This is a genomic window from Shewanella halifaxensis HAW-EB4 (assembly GCF_000019185.1).
Classification (GTDB): Bacteria; Pseudomonadota; Gammaproteobacteria; order Enterobacterales; family Shewanellaceae; genus Shewanella; species Shewanella halifaxensis.
The window spans coordinates 2,440,792-2,458,569 of record NC_010334.1 but is presented as its reverse complement, the minus strand read 5'-3'; the positions used below and the strand labels follow the sequence as shown (position 1 = coordinate 2,458,569).

General features: G+C 43.2%; 15 protein-coding genes. 10 read left to right on the top strand and 5 right to left on the bottom strand.

Annotation, left to right across the window (positions count from 1 at the left end; translation table 11 throughout):
* Positions 1 to 93: 93 nt before the first annotated feature.
* From ubiG to SHAL_RS10620, 6 genes are all read left to right on the top strand, one after another.
* Positions 94 to 804, top strand: coding sequence for a bifunctional 2-polyprenyl-6-hydroxyphenol methylase/3-demethylubiquinol 3-O-methyltransferase UbiG (ubiG, locus tag SHAL_RS10645; protein ID WP_012277129.1), 711 nt, complete (start codon positions 94 to 96; stop codon positions 802 to 804).
* Positions 797 to 1,474 (top strand): HAD family hydrolase, encoded by a 678-nt coding sequence (locus SHAL_RS10640; RefSeq protein ID WP_012277128.1) that lies wholly within the window; start codon positions 797 to 799, stop codon positions 1,472 to 1,474. The genes ubiG and SHAL_RS10640 overlap by 8 nt, the downstream gene beginning before the upstream one ends.
* A 469-nt stretch (positions 1,475 to 1,943) precedes the next feature.
* Positions 1,944 to 4,232 (top strand): class 1a ribonucleoside-diphosphate reductase subunit alpha, encoded by a 2,289-nt coding sequence (gene nrdA, locus SHAL_RS10635; RefSeq protein WP_012277127.1) that lies wholly within the window; start codon positions 1,944 to 1,946, stop codon positions 4,230 to 4,232.
* A gap of 71 nt (positions 4,233 to 4,303) precedes the next feature.
* Positions 4,304 to 5,434: a class Ia ribonucleoside-diphosphate reductase subunit beta gene (gene nrdB, locus SHAL_RS10630; RefSeq protein ID WP_012277126.1), complete on the top strand. Its 1,131-nt coding sequence runs from the start codon at positions 4,304 to 4,306 to the stop codon at positions 5,432 to 5,434.
* Positions 5,403 to 5,786: a class I ribonucleotide reductase maintenance protein YfaE gene (gene yfaE, locus SHAL_RS10625; protein ID WP_012277125.1), complete on the top strand. Its 384-nt coding sequence runs from the start codon at positions 5,403 to 5,405 to the stop codon at positions 5,784 to 5,786. The genes nrdB and yfaE overlap by 32 nt, the downstream gene beginning before the upstream one ends.
* Positions 5,787 to 6,087: 301 nt before the next feature.
* On the top strand, positions 6,088 to 6,978 hold the full coding sequence (locus tag SHAL_RS10620; protein WP_012277124.1) for a hypothetical protein: 891 nt from the start codon (positions 6,088 to 6,090) through the stop codon (positions 6,976 to 6,978).
* A gap of 203 nt (positions 6,979 to 7,181) precedes the next feature.
* Here SHAL_RS10620 and SHAL_RS10615 read toward each other — a convergent pair whose 3' ends face one another.
* A complete protein-coding gene (locus SHAL_RS10615; RefSeq protein WP_012277123.1) occupies positions 7,182 to 7,544 on the bottom strand; it encodes a YgiW/YdeI family stress tolerance OB fold protein in 363 nt (120 codons plus the stop codon).
* A gap of 593 nt (positions 7,545 to 8,137) precedes the next feature.
* Here SHAL_RS10615 and SHAL_RS10610 point away from each other — a divergent pair.
* On the top strand, positions 8,138 to 9,271 hold the full coding sequence (locus tag SHAL_RS10610; RefSeq protein ID WP_012277122.1) for a phosphatidylserine decarboxylase: 1,134 nt from the start codon (positions 8,138 to 8,140) through the stop codon (positions 9,269 to 9,271).
* Between the two features lie 145 nt (positions 9,272 to 9,416).
* Here SHAL_RS10610 and SHAL_RS10605 read toward each other — a convergent pair whose 3' ends face one another.
* The gene (locus SHAL_RS10605) at positions 9,417 to 11,432 is read right to left on the bottom strand and encodes an oxidoreductase (RefSeq protein WP_012277121.1); all 2,016 of its coding nucleotides are present in this window, start codon (positions 11,430 to 11,432) and stop codon (positions 9,417 to 9,419) included.
* Positions 11,433 to 11,587: 155 nt separating this feature from the next.
* Here SHAL_RS10605 and sppA point away from each other — a divergent pair, with 155 nt between their 5' ends.
* Both sppA and ansA read left to right on the top strand, forming a co-directional pair.
* On the top strand, positions 11,588 to 13,429 hold the full coding sequence (sppA, locus tag SHAL_RS10600; protein WP_012277120.1) for a signal peptide peptidase SppA: 1,842 nt from the start codon (positions 11,588 to 11,590) through the stop codon (positions 13,427 to 13,429).
* A 231-nt stretch (positions 13,430 to 13,660) separates the two neighbouring features.
* Positions 13,661 to 14,677 carry an asparaginase gene (ansA, locus tag SHAL_RS10595; RefSeq protein WP_012277119.1) on the top strand — a complete coding sequence of 339 codons (1,017 nt, stop codon included), beginning with the start codon at positions 13,661 to 13,663 and terminating at the stop codon, positions 14,675 to 14,677.
* A gap of 70 nt (positions 14,678 to 14,747) precedes the next feature.
* On the opposite strand, the gene SHAL_RS10590 is transcribed toward ansA, so the two are convergent.
* Genes SHAL_RS10590 through SHAL_RS10580 form a run of 3 tightly spaced genes read right to left on the bottom strand, consistent with a single transcriptional unit; the run spans position 14,748 to position 16,499 of the window.
* Complete coding sequence (locus tag SHAL_RS10590; protein WP_012277118.1) at positions 14,748 to 15,029, bottom strand: YeaC family protein; 282 nt, start codon at positions 15,027 to 15,029, stop codon at positions 14,748 to 14,750.
* A complete protein-coding gene (locus SHAL_RS10585) occupies positions 15,026 to 15,343 on the bottom strand; it encodes a hypothetical protein (RefSeq protein ID WP_012277117.1) in 318 nt (105 codons plus the stop codon). The genes SHAL_RS10590 and SHAL_RS10585 overlap by 4 nt, the downstream gene beginning before the upstream one ends.
* A gap of 28 nt (positions 15,344 to 15,371) precedes the next feature.
* Entirely contained in the window at positions 15,372 to 16,499 is a 1,128-nt protein-coding gene (locus tag SHAL_RS10580; RefSeq protein ID WP_012277116.1) for a M14 family metallopeptidase, read from the bottom strand.
* 290 nt (positions 16,500 to 16,789) lie between these two features.
* Here SHAL_RS10580 and trxB point away from each other — a divergent pair, with 290 nt between their 5' ends.
* A complete protein-coding gene (gene trxB / locus SHAL_RS10575; protein ID WP_012277115.1) occupies positions 16,790 to 17,743 on the top strand; it encodes a thioredoxin-disulfide reductase in 954 nt (317 codons plus the stop codon).
* Positions 17,744 to 17,778 lie beyond the last annotated feature (35 nt).

Genomic DNA, 17,778 nt, shown 5'->3' with positions numbered 1-17,778 from the left:
ACTTTGAAGCTCAACATCACAACTTGTTTGTTTCTTGCCACTATTCATTATAATGTGACGTAAACACGGATTTGTCACTGAGAGGTAATTTAAGTGCAAACACACAATAATGTTGATCCACAAGAGATCGCTAAGTTTGAGAAAATGGCTGCCACCTGGTGGGATCCTGAAGGCGAATTTAAGCCACTGCACAACTTAAACCCTTTACGTCTTAATTATATTGATCAAATTGCCGGAGGTATTTTCGGTAAACAAGTGCTCGATGTCGGCTGCGGCGGTGGTATTTTATCTGAAAGCATGGCAAAAATTGGTGCCCAAGTAACTGGTCTTGATATGGGTGACGAACCACTTGATGTTGCAAGGCTTCATGCCATAGAAACAGGTGTGTTGATAAACTATGTCAAAAACACCGCAGAAGCCCATCGAGACGAACATCGTGGGCAATACGACGTTGTTACCTGCATGGAGATGCTTGAGCACGTTCCCAATCCTAGCTCTGTGATCCAAGCCTGCGCCGATATGGTTAAACCTGGTGGCTTTGTTTTTTTCTCAACAATTAACCGCAACATCCGCGCCTATGTCGAAACTATTCTTGGCGCTGAATACCTGTTAAAGATGCTACCAGTCGGTACCCATGACCATAATAAGTTTATTAAGCCCTCAGAGTTAATTGACTTAGCTGATAAGGCAGAGCTGTTCTGTTCTGATGCAGTCGGTATTACCTACAACCCTATCACCGATATCTTTAGATACACCAAGAGTCTTGAAGTTAACTATATGATAGCTACGGTTAAAAATGACTAACGCCCACTTTACCCTAATCAAAGGCGTGCTATTTGATTTAGATGGCACGCTGGCCGATACAGCACCAGACATGGTAGAAGCGCTTAATATGACGCTACAAGCTCATGGCCACGAGAGAGTGCCGTTAGCTAAGCTCAGAGCCAGTGCCTCACACGGCAGCATTGCAATGATCAGAACGGCCCTGCCCGCAATAGATGAAGAGAGTGTACCGGTATTACAGCAGTCTCTTTTTGATCACTATCAGCAAATAAACGGTGACAACTGCGACTTGTTTGATGGCTTAGATAGATTACTCGATACGCTCACTCTACTATCAATTCCATATGGTGTTGTCACCAATAAGCCAGCTCGTTTCACAAGGCCTTTATTAAATAAGCTTGGCTTAACAGCAAAAATGCCCGCTGTAGTCAGTGGTGATTCAACTCTTTATTCAAAGCCCCATACCGCTCCTATGCTATTAGCCGCGCAGCAGCTGAAGGTTCTACCAGAAAACATCCTATATTTAGGAGATGCTGAACGTGATCTTGTGGCGGCAAAGTCCGCTAATATGATTTCAGGTTTAGCCGCGTGGGGTTATATCGGACCCGATGATAATCCAAGTAACTGGCCAGCCGACTTCAGTTTTGAAAGTGGTCACAGCTTAGCCGACTTTTTCAATAAAAAAATTTAGTGCACCATTTACTATAAAGCTAGCGTGTGTGCAGTTTTGAATCAGTGGTTAAACAAGCTACTCGTTCTCATACCAAAGTACTCAAAATGATCTGGACGGATCGCTCAACTAAGTGGCGATCTGACAGATCATTTTTATTCGGCTAAATCTTCACCTACACAAAGGAAATCAAACCAAAACAAGCTTTAACGGTTAGCCATCACTAACAGGCTCAATTATCCTCAAGATATCCACAGCTTGCCCCCAAAGTTCACACTTGCAAAAAACCAACAACCTCACTATCTTGTAGATATTGAATTCCAAAACACCATATATAGTGTGTAAGCAACAAAGCTAGACACTATTTAGTCTTTTGTGTCAACAAAAGGAACCTAGCGTTTTTACGGTTAAAAACGGTTTGTTTACAGGGAAACGTAGGGTGAACCTGAACGGGTCACTTTCATAAATATAAAAATCAAGGTCTATTTTAATGAATAGCAATATGACAGTCACAAAGCGTAGTGGCGAGCGTGAGACTATCGATCTCGACAAAATCCATCGTGTTATTGAATGGGCGGCAAAGGGACTTAACAATGTCTCAGTCTCAGAAGTAGAACTGCGTTCTCACCTGCAATTTTTCGACGGCATTGCAACTGAAGCCATCCATGAGACTATCATTAAAGCGGCTGCTGACTTAATTTCCCCCGAAGCACCTGATTATCAGTTTCTTTCTGCTCGTCTTGCTGTATTCCATTTACGTAAGAAAGCCTTCGGCCAATTTGAACCACCGAAACTATACGATCATGTCGTTAAACTTGTTGAGCAAGGCAAGTATGACGCACACATTCTAGAAGATTACAGCCAAGAAGAGTTAGATATTCTTGATGGCTATATCGATCATTGGCGCGATATGAACTTCTCTTATGCTGCGGTTAAGCAGTTAGAAGGTAAATATCTAGTTCAAAATCGTGTTAGCCATGAGATCTACGAAAGTGCGCAATTCCTGTATATTTTGGTTGCAGCCTGTCTTTTTGCTAAGTATCCAAAAGAGACGCGCCTGAAATACGTAAAAGACTTCTATGATGCGACATCATTATTCAAAATTTCACTGCCTACGCCAATTATGGCTGGCGTTCGCACGCCAACTCGTCAGTTCAGCTCATGTGTACTGATTGAATGTGGTGATAGCCTAGACTCAATTAACGCCACATCATCATCAATCGTTAAGTATGTTTCTCAACGTGCCGGTATTGGTGTCAATGCAGGCCGTATTCGCGCACTTGGTAGCCCTATCCGCGGTGGCGAAGCATTCCATACAGGTTGCTTACCATTTTATAAATACTTCCAAACAGCGGTAAAGTCGTGCTCTCAAGGCGGCGTACGCGGTGGCGCTGCTACCTTGTTCTACCCAATGTGGCATCTTGAAGTTGAGTCGCTGTTGGTACTTAAGAACAACCGTGGTGTTGATGATAACCGTGTTCGTCATTTGGATTATGGCGTTCAAATCAACAAGGTGATGTATCAACGCCTTATCCAAGGCGGCATGATCAGCTTATTTAGTCCATCAGATGTGCCTGGAATGTACGATGCATTCTTTGAAGATCAACAAGAGTTTGAGCGCTTATATCTTAAATATGAAGCCGATGACAGCATTCGTAAGAAGCAGATTAAAGCGGTAGAGTTATTCTCGCTGATGATGCAAGAGCGTGCCTCTACGGGCCGCATTTATATTCAGAACGTGGATCACTGTAACACTCACAGTCCATTTGACTCTAAAGTGGCACCAGTTCGTCAATCTAACTTGTGCCTTGAAATTGCACTACCCACTAAGCCGTTAAACAACATTAACGACCCTGATGGTGAGATTGCACTTTGTACACTTTCAGCATTGAACTTAGGTGCAATTAAGAAGTTAGATGAACTTGAGCCACTGGCTGATCTTGCCGTACGTGCACTTGATAACCTGCTTGATTACCAAGATTACCCAATCATCTCTGCTAAGAAAGCATCGATGAATCGCCGTACTCTAGGTATAGGCGTAATCAACTTTGCCAACTATTTAGCGAAAGAAGGCGTACGTTACTCAGACGGTTCAGCTAACGGCATTACCCATAAAACATTTGAAGCCATTCAATTTTACTTATTGAAAGCCTCAATGAAGCTTGCTCAAGAGCAAGGGGCTTGTCCAGCGTTTCATGAAACCACTTACGCTAAGGGTATTCTACCCATTGATACCTACAAGCGTGATCTAGATAAGATTTGCGATGAACCATTGCACCTCGACTGGGAAACACTGCGCGAAGAGATCAAGACACACGGTCTACGTAACTCTACGCTTTCAGCGCTAATGCCGTCAGAGACCTCTTCACAGATCTCTAACGCAACTAACGGTATTGAGCCACCCCGTGGTTTAATCAGTGTTAAAGCGAGTAAAGATGGCCAGCTAAAGCAAGTGGTACCTGATTTTGAAAAATATCAGTATAGCTACGAGCTATTATGGCAAATGCCTAATAACGATGGTTACTTGCAGTTAGTCGGATTGATGCAAAAGTTTGTTGATCAGTCTATTTCGGCGAATACCAACTACGACCCTACTCGTTTTGAGGGGGGCCGTGTACCGATGAAGGTACTATTGAAAGACCTGTTAACCGCTTATAAATATGGTGTGAAGACACTTTACTATCACAATACTCGTGATGGGGCTTCAGATAGTCTTGACGATATCACTGCCATTGAGAAAGAAGATGACAGTTGCGCTGGCGGCGCATGTAAGATCTAACCCAAGAGTTAATCATTAGTATTAATCGTTAATTTAAGGGGGCCTAGCCCCCATTATCGGAAGATAGAAAAATGGCCTATTCTACATTTTGTCAAACACCAAATAATGCACTGCTAGAGCCTATGTTTCTTGGGCAATCAGTAAACGTAGCGCGTTACGATCAACAAAAATATGAAGTATTTGAAAAGCTAATCGAAAAGCAACTTTCCTTCTTCTGGCGCCCAGAAGAAGTCGACGTCAGCCGTGATAAAATCGATTACGCAGCACTACCTGAGCATGAGAAGCACATCTTTATCTCAAACCTTAAATACCAAACACTACTTGACTCAATCCAAGGCCGCTCACCAAACGTTGCCTTCTTGCCTTTGGTATCACTACCAGAGCTAGAGACTTGGATTGAAACTTGGTCTTTCTCAGAGACAATTCACTCGCGCTCATACACCCATATTATTCGTAACATTGTTAACGATCCTTCAATCGTGTTTGACGATATCGTTGAAAACGAAGAGATCTTAAAGCGTGCAAGCGATATCGCTAAGTACTACGACCACCTGATCAAGCTTAGCCAGGCTTACCATTTGTTGGGCGAAGGTAGCCACGAGATCGACGGTGAAATCATTGAAGTCACAACACGTGAAATCAAAAAAGCCCTGTACTTGTGTATGGTATCGGTCAACGTACTTGAAGCTATCCGTTTCTACGTCAGCTTTGCCTGCTCGTTTGCCTTTGCAGAGCGCAAGGTCATGGAAGGTAATGCCAAGATCATTCGTCTAATTGCTCGTGATGAAGCATTGCACCTTAACAGTACGCAACACATTTTAAAGATCATGCAAGGTGGTAAAGATGATCCAGAAATGGCTGAGATTGCAAAAGAGTGTGAACAAACAGCTATTGATATCTTTGTAAAAGCTGCTGAACAGGAAAAAGAGTGGGCTAAATACCTATTTAAAGATGGTTCAATGATTGGTCTAAACGAAACAATCCTGTGCCAATATGTTGAATACATCACCAACGAACGCATGAAATCCGTTAATTTTGCATCACCATATGCTGAACAGACCAACCCTCTTCCATGGATGAAGAACTGGTTAGAAAGTGATTCAGTGCAAGTTGCGCCTCAAGAAGTAGAAGTCTCCTCTTACCTTGTGGGTCAAATCGATTCATCAATCGATGACGATGAGTTCTCAGACTTTGACCTATAAACCACAAGACTTTAGTCAAGCAAGCTTTAAGAAGGCTCCGATTGTGAGCCTTCAAGGCATGCCTGTGTTGCTGTTTAATCAGCAACACTTAACCCTGCTTGAGGCGCTTGAACAAAAGCGAGTAAAGATATTCTCAGAATGTCGCAGTGGCTATTGTGGCCAGTGCAAGACTAAAGTAAAGGCAGGTAAGGTCAGCTACTTTCGTGAGCCGCTTGTCACATTAGAAGCCGATGAATGCCTGCCCTGCTGCTGCATTCCTGATGGGGATATCGACTTAGCGCTTTCAGCAGAGGGTGCAGAAGTGGTTGTGCGAGTTCCCACACATCAATCAGCTACTGCTAAAGTACTTTAAGATTTTTTCCTCCTCTTAGCCCCTTCTTAACTGGTATCAAGCGACTACTTAGTCGCTGCTGACTATCTGGTATAAGGGGCTTGATACATACTTCATTAGCTAAAAAATCATTTGCTTTATCCCTCCATCAAAATACCAGTCTCTGCTCGCTCCCGTTCGGACCTAGTCTGCATTCAAAATAGAAGGCTTCCTCAATGTATCACTCGCAGATACAAATGCTAAAAAATATATAACAATCAAACAATCTTGTTGTGTTCATTGATATAATCGTCCGCAAAGTGACTTTAATCTGAAGGCGAAAATGCAGACAGTTAGCTCAACTAAGCTATTATCCATACTAAGTAAAGTGACCATTATCGGTAATGCAAACGGAAAGTGGGATATCCCATCAAGCGGAGCAACCTTCATTTTTAACGGTACAAAACTTCACGACAAGCAAGATTCAAAACAAAGCATGCTCATCAATATCTCCAACGGCCCATTTGTTGGGTCAAAGAGCCCCTTTGTTGTCACCGCTCCTTTTGCAGAAGCTGAGCAGGAGTCATTAACACTGCAGCTTATTGAGATAGCAGAGTCTTTAGAAAAAGAACTTCACTGTTGGCCGTCGACCGGATTGGTGACCACCGTGCTGATGACAAGGCTTTCTAGCCAGCTAAATGTTAAGCGTATGTCACTACTACCAAGCCTTAAGCGTAAGTTAACGATGCAAAGTGATGACTACTTAGCTTGTATGGTCCATAACTGGCTAGGGGAGCGTCGTATTGCATTAGGTTTACCAGACACCAAGCTTAACTGGCCTGAGTTGATGTTAACCCAACCAGATCCCTTCCAAGAACCAAACAATAAAGCCAAGCTAAACAAGGGCCAATACATAGAGCAATGCCCTTTTATATTACTCAAAAAAGTGCACGACCAAGCACAGTTCAAGTTGAACCAAGATAACGATAAATTGGTTACAGAAAACCTAAAGCTACTGAAATATTTAGCGGCAAGCCCCATTGAAATCTGGTTACATCATTCAACTCAAGAAAAACTACTAGCCTGTGAGCTAATGTTCTTTAACCAAACACCTGAGCAAACAAGCTCTTTTTGGTATTTGGTTGATAATCAAGCCTCTCAATATTTAGATAGCATCAGACACCGACTGGCATACTGTCAGCAAGCGACCTCTACAGAGCAACAGATGTTCTAGCACTTACCAAAAAGTGCTCCTGTTTGACTAAAGGTTTAAGCCTGAAAATTGACAACAAGAAAATGGAAATAAAAAGACCAGTAGCAAATACTACTGGTCTAATAGACTTGTCAATTTAGCTCGGAACCTACACTGTAAAGCTATATCACTACAAATCTAAGTCACTGCAAAGCAATATCGCCACACAGTTATGCACTATAAAGCTATTTTGCTAATTTAACCGTATCAACATCAATTTGGGTGTAAGACCAACTGCTATCAACCTCACCCTCAAGCACGACTTTGGTTTCAGGAGTCGCTTCAACGCCATTCCAGTCACGATCATCAATTTCAACGATGACTTCTCCAGTCTCATCTTTGAACTTGTAGGCTTCATCACCCAAGCTAGCCACGATATAACCCGTTAATACTACAGGCGTGTCATCCTTGGCTTCTAAAGCAACTGCAACTGTTTTAACACTTACATTACTAGGGCCAATGAAGCCGCCCTGAGGGTCACTTGTTTGAGCTGCGAATACACTTGATGATGCAAATATCAATGCACTTACTAATAGTACTTTTTTCATGTCATTACCCCTTATAAATCGTTGACTAAAATTTATATATTAACGGTCTCTATCCGCTAGAGTACACGTAGCACACGATGCCCCTGCACTCGATATTTTACAAGTCGCTTGCCATGCTCTACTTAATGCTTAACAGCGTTTAAGAACGACTAAATAGGCCATTCTATATATAATCCTTACTCTAGTATTAGTGATCTAAACCTAGTCACTATTAAGTCTATCTGCATAGACATATGACTAACGTTTCATTAGTAATCAATACTATAGTACATACCACTTATACTGCTGACTTTAATGCCAATTCCAATACCATAGTCGATAGTTCGTGAAGTAAGCGTGAATTATTCCTTTGAATAGATAGAATATTCAGTTTGAGTTAATGTTTAATTATCCTTTTAAATTCACCGTCACGTACATCTAGAAAACAGATAGCTTTAACCACTCCCTCCATAAGCATTTCTACCATTATTTGTCACCGTACATTAACAGTCATATATAAAAGTATGGAAGCTTGTTGAAAAGGTTTTATGAACTAAGCTTATTTTCAATAGGATTTAGCGTTAAATTTTAACAAATATACAGAGGAATAAGAGATGACTAGCACTACAAGTATCGTACGGAACTTGAAACACATTATAGAATCAAAGCAAGAATACCGATTAGAACTAATAAAGTGCATCGAAAAAGCAGAATGGATTCCTCCATACAGTGATACTGCTATCTCTAATCTAGATGGTTTCTACGAGTACCTAGATAAAATGCTGGTTACTACGCCTGCAGATTCCACATTTAGCGATCTGTTTCATGGCATATATTTTATTATCAGCCAAGGCAGTAATAAGTTTCAGAAAGATCCAAATTTTGCTGAGTTTAAAAACTGGATGGTTTTGTATACTCAACAGTTTGGTGCCTTCCTCAATAGTCCACAATCAAGTAATGATCTGCAATCTTTTATTGATGACAAAGGTTTTGTCATTGAAAACTTCATCGTGCCGCCTGGAGGCTTTAACTCATTCAATGCTTTTTTCTGCAGAAATATTAAACCTGGCAAACGTCCTATCGGCGCTAAGACTCTTGCCTACGAAAATTCGGCTAAAGGCCTTGATTCAAATCCAGATGAAGACCGAAATGAAATTCACAAAAATATGGCTGATGATAAGGTCATCACGGTGCCAGCAGACAGTGTATACAAAGGCACTTGGAAAATAAGTGAAACGGACACTATCAGCGTATCTAAAGGAAATACATATAGTATTGAAGAATTACTAAAACACACAAAATATGCCGACAGATTTAAGAACGGCATATTTACTCATAGTTATCTAACGGTTTTGACTTATCACAGATACCATACACCTGTGCGAGGTACGATCTTAGAGCTAAAGCAACTTTCAGGAGACGTTTTTGCTAATGTAACTAGAGATGAGCAAGGTCATTTAGGAGCTTCCGACGGTACTGATTATCAGTTTTCGCAGGAGCGAGGCCTAATGGTTATTGACTCTCCAGTCGGCCTTGTCGCCTGCTTACCGATCGGTATGGATGTTATTTCATCATGTAATTTCAGTGTAGACGAAGGTGACTATCTGAATAAGGGTGATGAATTTGGTAATTTCCTTTTTGGCGGTTCCGATATGATAATGTTGTTTGAAAGAAACGACATTGATATTCAGGTTACACAAGAGGATATGCTGTACAAAATGGGGCAGGTATTTGGTAAGGTCAAATAAAGTATTTGAACAACAGATTTAATCACCATAATGATGATTTGTTAAAGTGCCTTTGTAACACAAAAAAACCTGTTTATGCATCTGCATAATCAGGTTTTTTTAAATGCTTACCTGCTATATCAAAAGAGTAGCGGCATTCGTTAATTTACAGCGCGATAGCTAACTCCGCACCTTGGCGAATTGCGCGCTTGGCATCTAGCTCTGCAGCAACATCAACGCCACCGATTAGGTGCACGGGTATACCAGTAGACTTCATCTCATCCACAAGCTCAGTATTTGATACTTGCCCTGCGCACAAGATGACATTATCGACATCTAGCACTTCGGCTTTACCCTCTACCTTGATATGCAAACCTTGCTGGTCAAACTTCTCGTAGCTCACGCCTGTTTTCATTGTCACTTGATGTTGCTTCAGTACTGAGCGATGGATCCACCCCGTAGTTTTACCCAGCCCCTTACCCATCTTGGTGGCCTTACGTTGCAATAAGTACACTTGTCTATGCTTACCTTCTGGCACAGGTTCCGTCAAACCGCCCGGTTCTTTATAGTCTTTATCTATCCCCCACTGCTTTAACCAGCGATTGAGATCCAGCGTCGAAGACTCTGACTCACAAAGGAAATGCGCCATATCAAAACCAATACCACCGGCACCGATAAGCGCGACCTTCAGGCCTATTTGCACTTCACCATTGAGTACTTTTTGGTAGTCGACCACTTTAGGGTTATCAAAACCAGGTAGCTCAATCGGTCTAGGCATTACACCTGACGATATAACGATTTCATCGAACTTCTCATCTCGGACGACACTGGCATCGAGACGAGTGTTTAAACGTAGTTCCACCTTGTGCAGCTTTATTTGATTAAGGAAGTAACGAATGGTTTCATTAAACTCCTCTTTGCCTGGTATTTTACGTGCAAGATTAAACTGGCCGCCCACCTCTGATTTAGCCTCAAACAGCACCACATCATGGCCGCGCCTCGCCGCATAAATTGAAAATGCCATTCCGGCAGGTCCGGCGCCCATCACTGCAATGCGCTTCTTATGCTGAGCTGGCGTAAAGTTCAGCTCAGTTTCATAACAGGCTCTAGGGTTAACAAGACAGGTTGCGCGCTTCAGAGCGAAGGTATGATCAAGACAAGCCTGATTACAGCCAATACAAGTATTGATTAGTTCAGGTGTATTCGCCGCCGCTTTGTTGACGAAATCAGGATCGGCCAGGAAAGGACGCGCCATCGATACCATATCCGCTTGGCCGGATGAAATGATATGCTCAGCGACTTCAGGCGTGTTGATGCGGTTGGTCGCTATCAGCGGGATAGACATCTCTTTCATCAAACGCTCTGTCACCCAAGAAAATGCGCCGCGAGGCACACTGGTGGCTATGGTCGGAACGCGCGCTTCATGCCAACCGATCCCTGTATTGATGATGGTGACGCCTGCTTGCTCTAGCCACTTAGCGAGTTGTACCACCTCTTCCCAAGTGGAGCCATTATCAACAAGATCTAACATCGACAATCTAAAGATGATAATAAAATCAGAGCCAACCTTAGCGCGAATTTGTTTAACGATCTCTATCGGGAATTGGGCACGGTTTTCAAAGCCGCCGCCCCACTTATCGGTTCGCTTGTTGGTACGAGAGCTAACAAACTGATTAATCAGGTAACCTTCACTGCCCATCACTTCCACGCCGTCATAGCCCGCTTTTTTGGCTAATGCTGCGCTGGTGACATAGTCTTTAATCGTACAGGAGACCTGTCTTGTTGACATAGCAGACGGAGTAAACGGGGTGATAGGCGATTTAATCTTACTCGGCGCACTTGAGAACGGATGATAACCGTAGCGTCCTGCGTGCAATAGCTGCATACAAATTTTGCCGCCAGCCTCATGAACCGCTTGGGTCACTTTGGTGTGTTTTTTGACTTGCCAAGGAAAGCTTAACTGGCAAGCGTTAGGGGCAAGACGGCCGCGTAGGTTAGGCGAGATCCCTCCGGTAACGATTAACCCAACACCACCTAGCGCACGTTCCTTATAAAACACTGCCAGTTTCTCAAAACCGCCCTTTTCTTCTTCTAAACCTGTGTGCATTGAACCCATCAACACACGGTTTTTTAACTGGGTGAACCCCAGATCTAAGGGTTCTAATAAATGCGGAAACGACATTCAAACATCCTTTTTAAACAAGTGATTCAATCCAGCATACCCTGTGTAAACAATAAGCTCAATAAGCCTGCTAATAGATTCCTTTACAATTGAATTTTCCTTTCCTCGCAGATTTCAGTTAGCATTATGTCAATTAAGCTAGAAAGGAGTGGCTAATGCCCACTAAACCCTCAATATTTAAAAGGATGTTCCTCCTTATATGGAATACCGTCAATGGACTAAGGAAGCTTTTTCTTAATCTTATTTTCTTTGGCGTGATTGCTATTATCATTGTAAGTCTTACCACAGATGATGGGGTAGAAGTAGAAGATGGTTCCGCGTTGGTACTCAATCTATCAGGAGTGATTGTTGATCAAAAGCGCCAAGTAGATCCCATCGAAGCCGCCATGAAAAGCGGAAATGAGGCCGACGGTAGCGGTGAGATTTTATTGGCTGACGTGTTAACCGTTATTGAGAACGCCGCAACGGATACACGGATCAACCAGATGGTGTTAGACTTAGGGATGCTACACGGCACTGGTATAAGCAAACTTCAGTCAATCGGCAATGCTATCGAATCTTTCAAGGCCACAGGCAAGACCGTTGTGGCTAACGGTAATTGGTATGGTCAAAATCAATATTTCCTTGCCAGCTTTGCCGATAAAGTTTATCTCAACCCACAAGGGAGTGTTGAAATTGAAGGCTTGGCCCGCTACCGCCTTTACTTCAAATCAGCTTTAGACAAACTAAAAATCAATGCACACGTTTTCAGAGTCGGCACATTCAAGTCCGCAGTAGAGCCGTTTATTCGCGACGATATGTCTGATGCAGCTAAAGAAGCTAACTTAGTGCTATTAAACGATTTATGGCAGAGCTATGCTGATACTGTTGCCGCTAACCGTGGTATTGATAGCAATAATTTATCACTAAGCGCAGATAATTACCTTGCCGAGCTCGATAAGGCTAACGGTAAATCGGCTGAAATGGCGCTGAATATGAAATGGGTCGATGGCCTTAAAACCACCGATGAGTTTAGGCTTGTTATGGTTGATGCCGTAGGTAAATCGGCGGATGGGGATTCTTATAAGCATATCGATTTTTATGATTATCTGTCGGTCACTCAAACTCACCCTATTCTATCTCTAAACGACAAAGTCGGTATTATTGTTGCCAAGGGTAATATTCTCAATGGCTCACAACCTGCAGGCCAAATTGGTGGTAAGAGTACTTCAGAGTTATTAAGACAAGCTCGCTTTGATGATTCAGTTAAAGCTGTCGTACTCCGTGTAGACAGCCCAGGTGGTAGCGCCTTCGCTTCTGAAGAGATTAGACAAGAAGTGTTAGCGATAAAAGCAGCTAACAAGCCAATCATCGTCAGCATGGGCAGTTATGCCGCATCGGGCGGTTACTGGATCTCAGCGAGTGCAGATTATATCTATGCAACCCCAACCACATTAACGGGTTCCATCGGGATCTTTGGCATGGTGACCACGTTCGAAGACTCGTTAGCCAGCATTGGCGTTCACACTGATGGTGTGGGCACATCAGAATGGGCTGGTTTTTCAGTCACCAAAGGTCTGTCTCCTCAAATTCAAGCGATTATTCAACGCCATATTGAGCGCGGTTATCAAGATTTTATCTCATTGGTGGCATCAGAGCGCGATATGAGCCTAGATTATGTCGATAGCATTGCTCAGGGACGGGTATGGACAGGACGTAAGGCATTAGAGTTAGGCCTTGTTGATGGCTTAGGAGAGCTTCAAGATGCCGTCACTAAAGCGGCACAAATGGCCAAGCTTGAACAGTACGACACTGAAGTCATCGAAAGAGAGCTTTCTCCACAAGAGCAGTTTATTCAAGAGATGTTAGCGTCAGCGTCGAGCTATATGCCGCAAAGTTTCGCTCAATCTAGTGTACTTGAAACGGTCTTGTCACAGTGGTCGAGTGTGATTGATGAATTTAAGTCATTTGACGATCCAAACGGTGTTTACTTGTATTGCGATACCTGTAATTACTAAAAACCGTTATGCATAAATGTGAAGTACAGGTGTAGACCAACAAATGAGCCCAGCGAATCGCTGGGCTCATTCATTTCCCCTATCAATCCACTGACTTTTGTAAAAGGTCTCATTACTGACATATAACCCTATACTTACCTCAGCTAATGACCCTTATTGTCTGCATCTCTATCCACTTTGGGTATATAATCCCTACATCGTGATTTAATCGAAACTAAAAAACAAAATCAAATGACTAAACGATCTATCTACGTAGCCTACACTGGCGGCACCATTGGTATGCAAAAAACCGAACATGGCTTTGCCCCTGTTGCCGACTTTCTTACAGGCTGCGTCAAATCTATGCCTGAGTTTTACCATGATGAAATGCCTGATTTTGTAATTAGTGAGTACACTCCGCTGATCGACTCGTCAAATATGAAACCGACCGATTGGCAGATGATCGCCGATGACATCAAAGCCAATTACGATAAGTATGACGGCTTTGTGATCCTCCATGGTACCGACACCATGGCATTTACCGCATCGGCTCTCTCCTTCATGCTACAAGGCTTACAAAAGCCCGTTATCGTAACTGGCTCGCAAATTCCCCTTGCCCAGCTGAGATCAGACGGTCAAACAAACCTACTCAACGCCCTATATATAGCGGCAAACTATCCTGTTGCCGAAGTCTGCTTATTCTTTAACAACAAACTATTTCGCGGTAATCGAACCACTAAAGCCCATGCCGACGGCTTTAATGCCTTTGCATCGCCAAACTTCCCGCTGCTTTTAGAAGCCGGAATTAAGATCCGTTGGCATGCTGGTAAGCGCGCAAAAATTGATAATAATGTGTCTTTACAGGTTGCCAAGATAAGCCCGCAACCCATAGGGGTTGTGACCCTTTACCCTGGTATCAATACCGAGATCTTTGCCAATATTTTGCAGCAGCCAGTTAAAGCCTTAATCTTACTGACCTTTGGTGTTGGCAATGCTCCACAAACCCCTGAATTACTCAAAACCCTAAAAGATGCACACGAACGCGGTATCGTACTCGTCAACTTAACTCAGTGCATGCAAGGTCGAGTCAATATGGAAGGATATGCTACAGGTAACGCTTTGGCAGAAGCTGGTGTGATCAGCGGCTATGATATGACCACTGAAGCTGCGCTGACAAAATTACACTTCTTGCTATCTACGGATATGACACCCGAGGAAATTCGCGTCGCGATGAAGACTTCTATCGCTGGCGAGTTAACCGCTGATTAACGAAGATGGATATAATAAAAGGGCCCTAAGCAGTGCATGCTTGGGGCCCTTTTTTGCGTTCAAGTTTTAGTTAAAGCTCTTTCTCTTTAAACTCGGCGATAGACTCACCCTTAAACTGATTTTTAAGCTCAGACTTAGATAGCTCATTAACCTGACCTTCACTATTAATCGTGAAGTGATCCGTTTGTTTTAGCCTTCTAGCTTGATAAAGCATAACAACCTGTTGAGTCGATGCGCGTTGCTCTGGCGTCAAAACCGTGCCATCGTCCCACTTACCCAGCTCAACACCGCTGAGCAAACGTTGATACACATCATCTGGCATCTCATCAATAACTCTGTTTATGTCGGTCATACTTTCTTCCGTTTATGCAGCACAATTTGCAGTCTAGTAATTAAATAGCCAACAAAACCCAACGCAAATGCACCAAGTGCAATATAGGATCTTAGCCCTTCAGCTGGCTCACCGCCCCAGAACCAAGTTACCACGCCTCCGATAAATAGAGTTAATGCCAAAAAACTTTGATTCATTAACTGATTCGAACGCTTAATGTGGCTAATCACTTTAAGGCTTTCATTGTCAGGCGAGATCTTCGCCTTACAATGATTACACTCTTTAGCCATGCTCGATATACGTTTATTACAGCTAGGACAATTCACTAATGCCATTGGCTACCTCTTAGTTTACCGCATCCACTTATTTAAGTTTATCAACCACTGCGTTCATCGCAATTAACGATGCTTCACCAAGATAAATACAACGCTCAGGGGACCAGCCTGCCATAAGGTCTGGCATATTGGCATTGTCTTTAAATGGCATTTCAAGTGTATTTGAAAGACAGCCAAAGGTGTGAGCGACCCAGTTTGACGCCACAGTTAAGTTAGCTTGTCCCGGTGCATCTTTGTCATAACCAAACTCGTTCTGGAAGTCGGGACTCGCCATCAATAGTGCATCAACAAATGCTTGTTGGAGCGCTGCGTCTTTTTCGGTAAAGGCTGGAACACCTTCACAACCCGCTAAAAACACATACGGTAAGCCTTCATCACCATGCACATCATAAAAAAGATCCACACCGGTCTCTTTCATCTTATTAACCACGTGTAGCACTTCAGGGCTCTTCTCTAGTGAAGGCGTTTTCCATTCACGATTTAAGTTTGTGCCCACGGCATTAGTACGCAGATGTCCACGAGCACTCCCGTCAGGGTTCATGTTGGGAACGATGTAGAAGTTAGCTTTATCCAATAGTGCTTTGGCTGTAGGGCAATCACTATCAAGCAAGTTGTTTATCAAGCCTTCAACTAGCCACTCGGCCATCGTTTCACCTGGGTGCTGACGCGCTGTGATCCAGATATTGGCTTTCTCTTCATCACCGTCGCCAATCTTAACCAAAGTCATATCGCGACCATCTAGCGTCAAACCAAGATGCTCAAGACTCACTTGTGGATGCACCTGAACTGCAGCCAATAGATCCTGATGACGCTCGTAGCTGTATGGTGCGAAGTACGAAATCTGAATCGCATCGCAATCTAAGTCGACTTGAATCGTTAGCTTACCGTCCTTGTACTGGGTGGGCAGTCTAAACCAGTTTTGTCTGTCGTACGTTGCTACCGCTTGGTAGTCTTCCCAGCCCTTGGTGTAAGAAGCTTTGTCAGCGTTAACGATATTGAGTATGTACTGGGAGCCAACTACGCCTTCTAGCTTGAAGTTAAACCACTGAAAAAACTCACCGCCTTCATCCGGACGGATCGCTAACTGAATATCATCTTTATTATCCTGATTGATAACTTCAATATTGCCACTATCAAAATTCGCGGTAATACGCATAACACTTCCTTTTACTTTTGCTTATACGATTTGACTCTTTATGCTTTGACGCTGCAAACAAGCCGACGGTCGATCTTTGCGATATAGAATAAACCAAAATGTGATGAGGAGCAGCCAAAACCCACAAAAACAGCTAAATATCACAATGATGACCATGCAGCATAGGGGCTAAAGCTAAATACAGAGCTTTACCGATCACCTTAAATTCCATACAATCTGTCCAATTTCGTGAAACAAGCGGGAAGCGATCCCCCTTGCTATCCCGCATTCGTTAAAGAACGGAGAAACTAATGACCCAAGCTAGACATTGTGAACTACTTATTCTGGGTTCTGGCCCAGCAGGCTACACCGCTGCAGTTTATGCCGCTCGCGCAAATTTAAAGCCTGTATTGATCACAGGTATTCAGCAAGGTGGACAATTAACCACCACGACTGAAGTTGAAAACTGGCCAGGCGATGCAGAAGATCTTACCGGTCCTGCACTAATGGAGCGTATGCAAAAGCATGCAGAGAAGTTTGAAACAGAGATCATTTTTGATCACATTAACGAAGTTAACTTAAACGTGCGCCCTTTTAAGCTTAAAGGTGACAACGGTGAGTTCACCTGTGACTCTCTAATCATCTCTACTGGCGCATCAGCCATGTATTTAGGTCTGGAGTCTGAAGAAGCGTTTAAAGGCCGCGGCGTATCAGCTTGTGCTACTTGTGATGGATTCTTCTACCGTAACCAAAAAGTTGCTGTCATTGGTGGTGGTAACACCGCTGTTGAAGAAGCACTTTACCTAAGTAACATCGCATCTGAAGTTCACCTTATTCACCGCCGCGATAGTTTCCGCAGTGAAAAAATCTTAACTAAGCGCCTAATGGACAAAGTTGAGAGCGGCAACATCATTCTACATTTAGATAATACGCTTGATGAAGTTGTTGGCGATCAAATGGGTGTGACAGGCCTTAAGATGAAGAGCACCAAAGACGACAGCATCACAGATCTTGAAGTTGCGGGTGTATTCGTAGCTATCGGCCATAAGCCAAACACCGAAATGTTTGAAGGCCAACTAGAGATGAACAATGGCTACATCAAAGTTCAAAGTGGTCTCGATGGTAATGCCACACAAACTAGCATCGAAGGTGTATTTGCTGCAGGCGATGTCATGGATCAACATTACCGCCAAGCTATTACCTCTGCAGGTACTGGCTGTATGGCAGCATTAGATGCAGAGCGTTTCCTAGACGCGAAGAACTAATCAACTTAGATAGATTACGGCAACGTTAAAAAGCA

What these genes read in the sequence shown, in the direction of transcription:
- SHAL_RS10640 (WP_012277128.1), top strand. Translation starts at nt 797, where the DNA reads ATGACTAACGCCCACTTTACCCTAATCAAAGGCGTGCTATTTGATTTA.
- nrdA (WP_012277127.1), top strand. Translation starts at nt 1,944, where the DNA reads ATGAATAGCAATATGACAGTCACAAAGCGTAGTGGCGAGCGTGAGACT.
- nrdB (WP_012277126.1), top strand. Translation starts at nt 4,304, where the DNA reads ATGGCCTATTCTACATTTTGTCAAACACCAAATAATGCACTGCTAGAG.
- yfaE (WP_012277125.1), top strand. Translation starts at nt 5,403, where the DNA reads ATGACGATGAGTTCTCAGACTTTGACCTATAAACCACAAGACTTTAGT.
- SHAL_RS10620 (WP_012277124.1), top strand. Translation starts at nt 6,088, where the DNA reads ATGCAGACAGTTAGCTCAACTAAGCTATTATCCATACTAAGTAAAGTG.
- SHAL_RS10615 (WP_012277123.1), bottom strand. Translation starts at nt 7,544, where the DNA reads ATGAAAAAAGTACTATTAGTAAGTGCATTGATATTTGCATCATCAAGT.
- SHAL_RS10610 (WP_012277122.1), top strand. Translation starts at nt 8,138, where the DNA reads ATGACTAGCACTACAAGTATCGTACGGAACTTGAAACACATTATAGAA.
- SHAL_RS10605 (WP_012277121.1), bottom strand. Translation starts at nt 11,432, where the DNA reads ATGTCGTTTCCGCATTTATTAGAACCCTTAGATCTGGGGTTCACCCAG.
- sppA (WP_012277120.1), top strand. Translation starts at nt 11,588, where the DNA reads ATGCCCACTAAACCCTCAATATTTAAAAGGATGTTCCTCCTTATATGG.
- ansA (WP_012277119.1), top strand. Translation starts at nt 13,661, where the DNA reads ATGACTAAACGATCTATCTACGTAGCCTACACTGGCGGCACCATTGGT.
- SHAL_RS10590 (WP_012277118.1), bottom strand. Translation starts at nt 15,029, where the DNA reads ATGACCGACATAAACAGAGTTATTGATGAGATGCCAGATGATGTGTAT.
- SHAL_RS10585 (WP_012277117.1), bottom strand. Translation starts at nt 15,343, where the DNA reads ATGGCATTAGTGAATTGTCCTAGCTGTAATAAACGTATATCGAGCATG.
- SHAL_RS10580 (WP_012277116.1), bottom strand. Translation starts at nt 16,499, where the DNA reads ATGCGTATTACCGCGAATTTTGATAGTGGCAATATTGAAGTTATCAAT.
- trxB (WP_012277115.1), top strand. Translation starts at nt 16,790, where the DNA reads ATGACCCAAGCTAGACATTGTGAACTACTTATTCTGGGTTCTGGCCCA.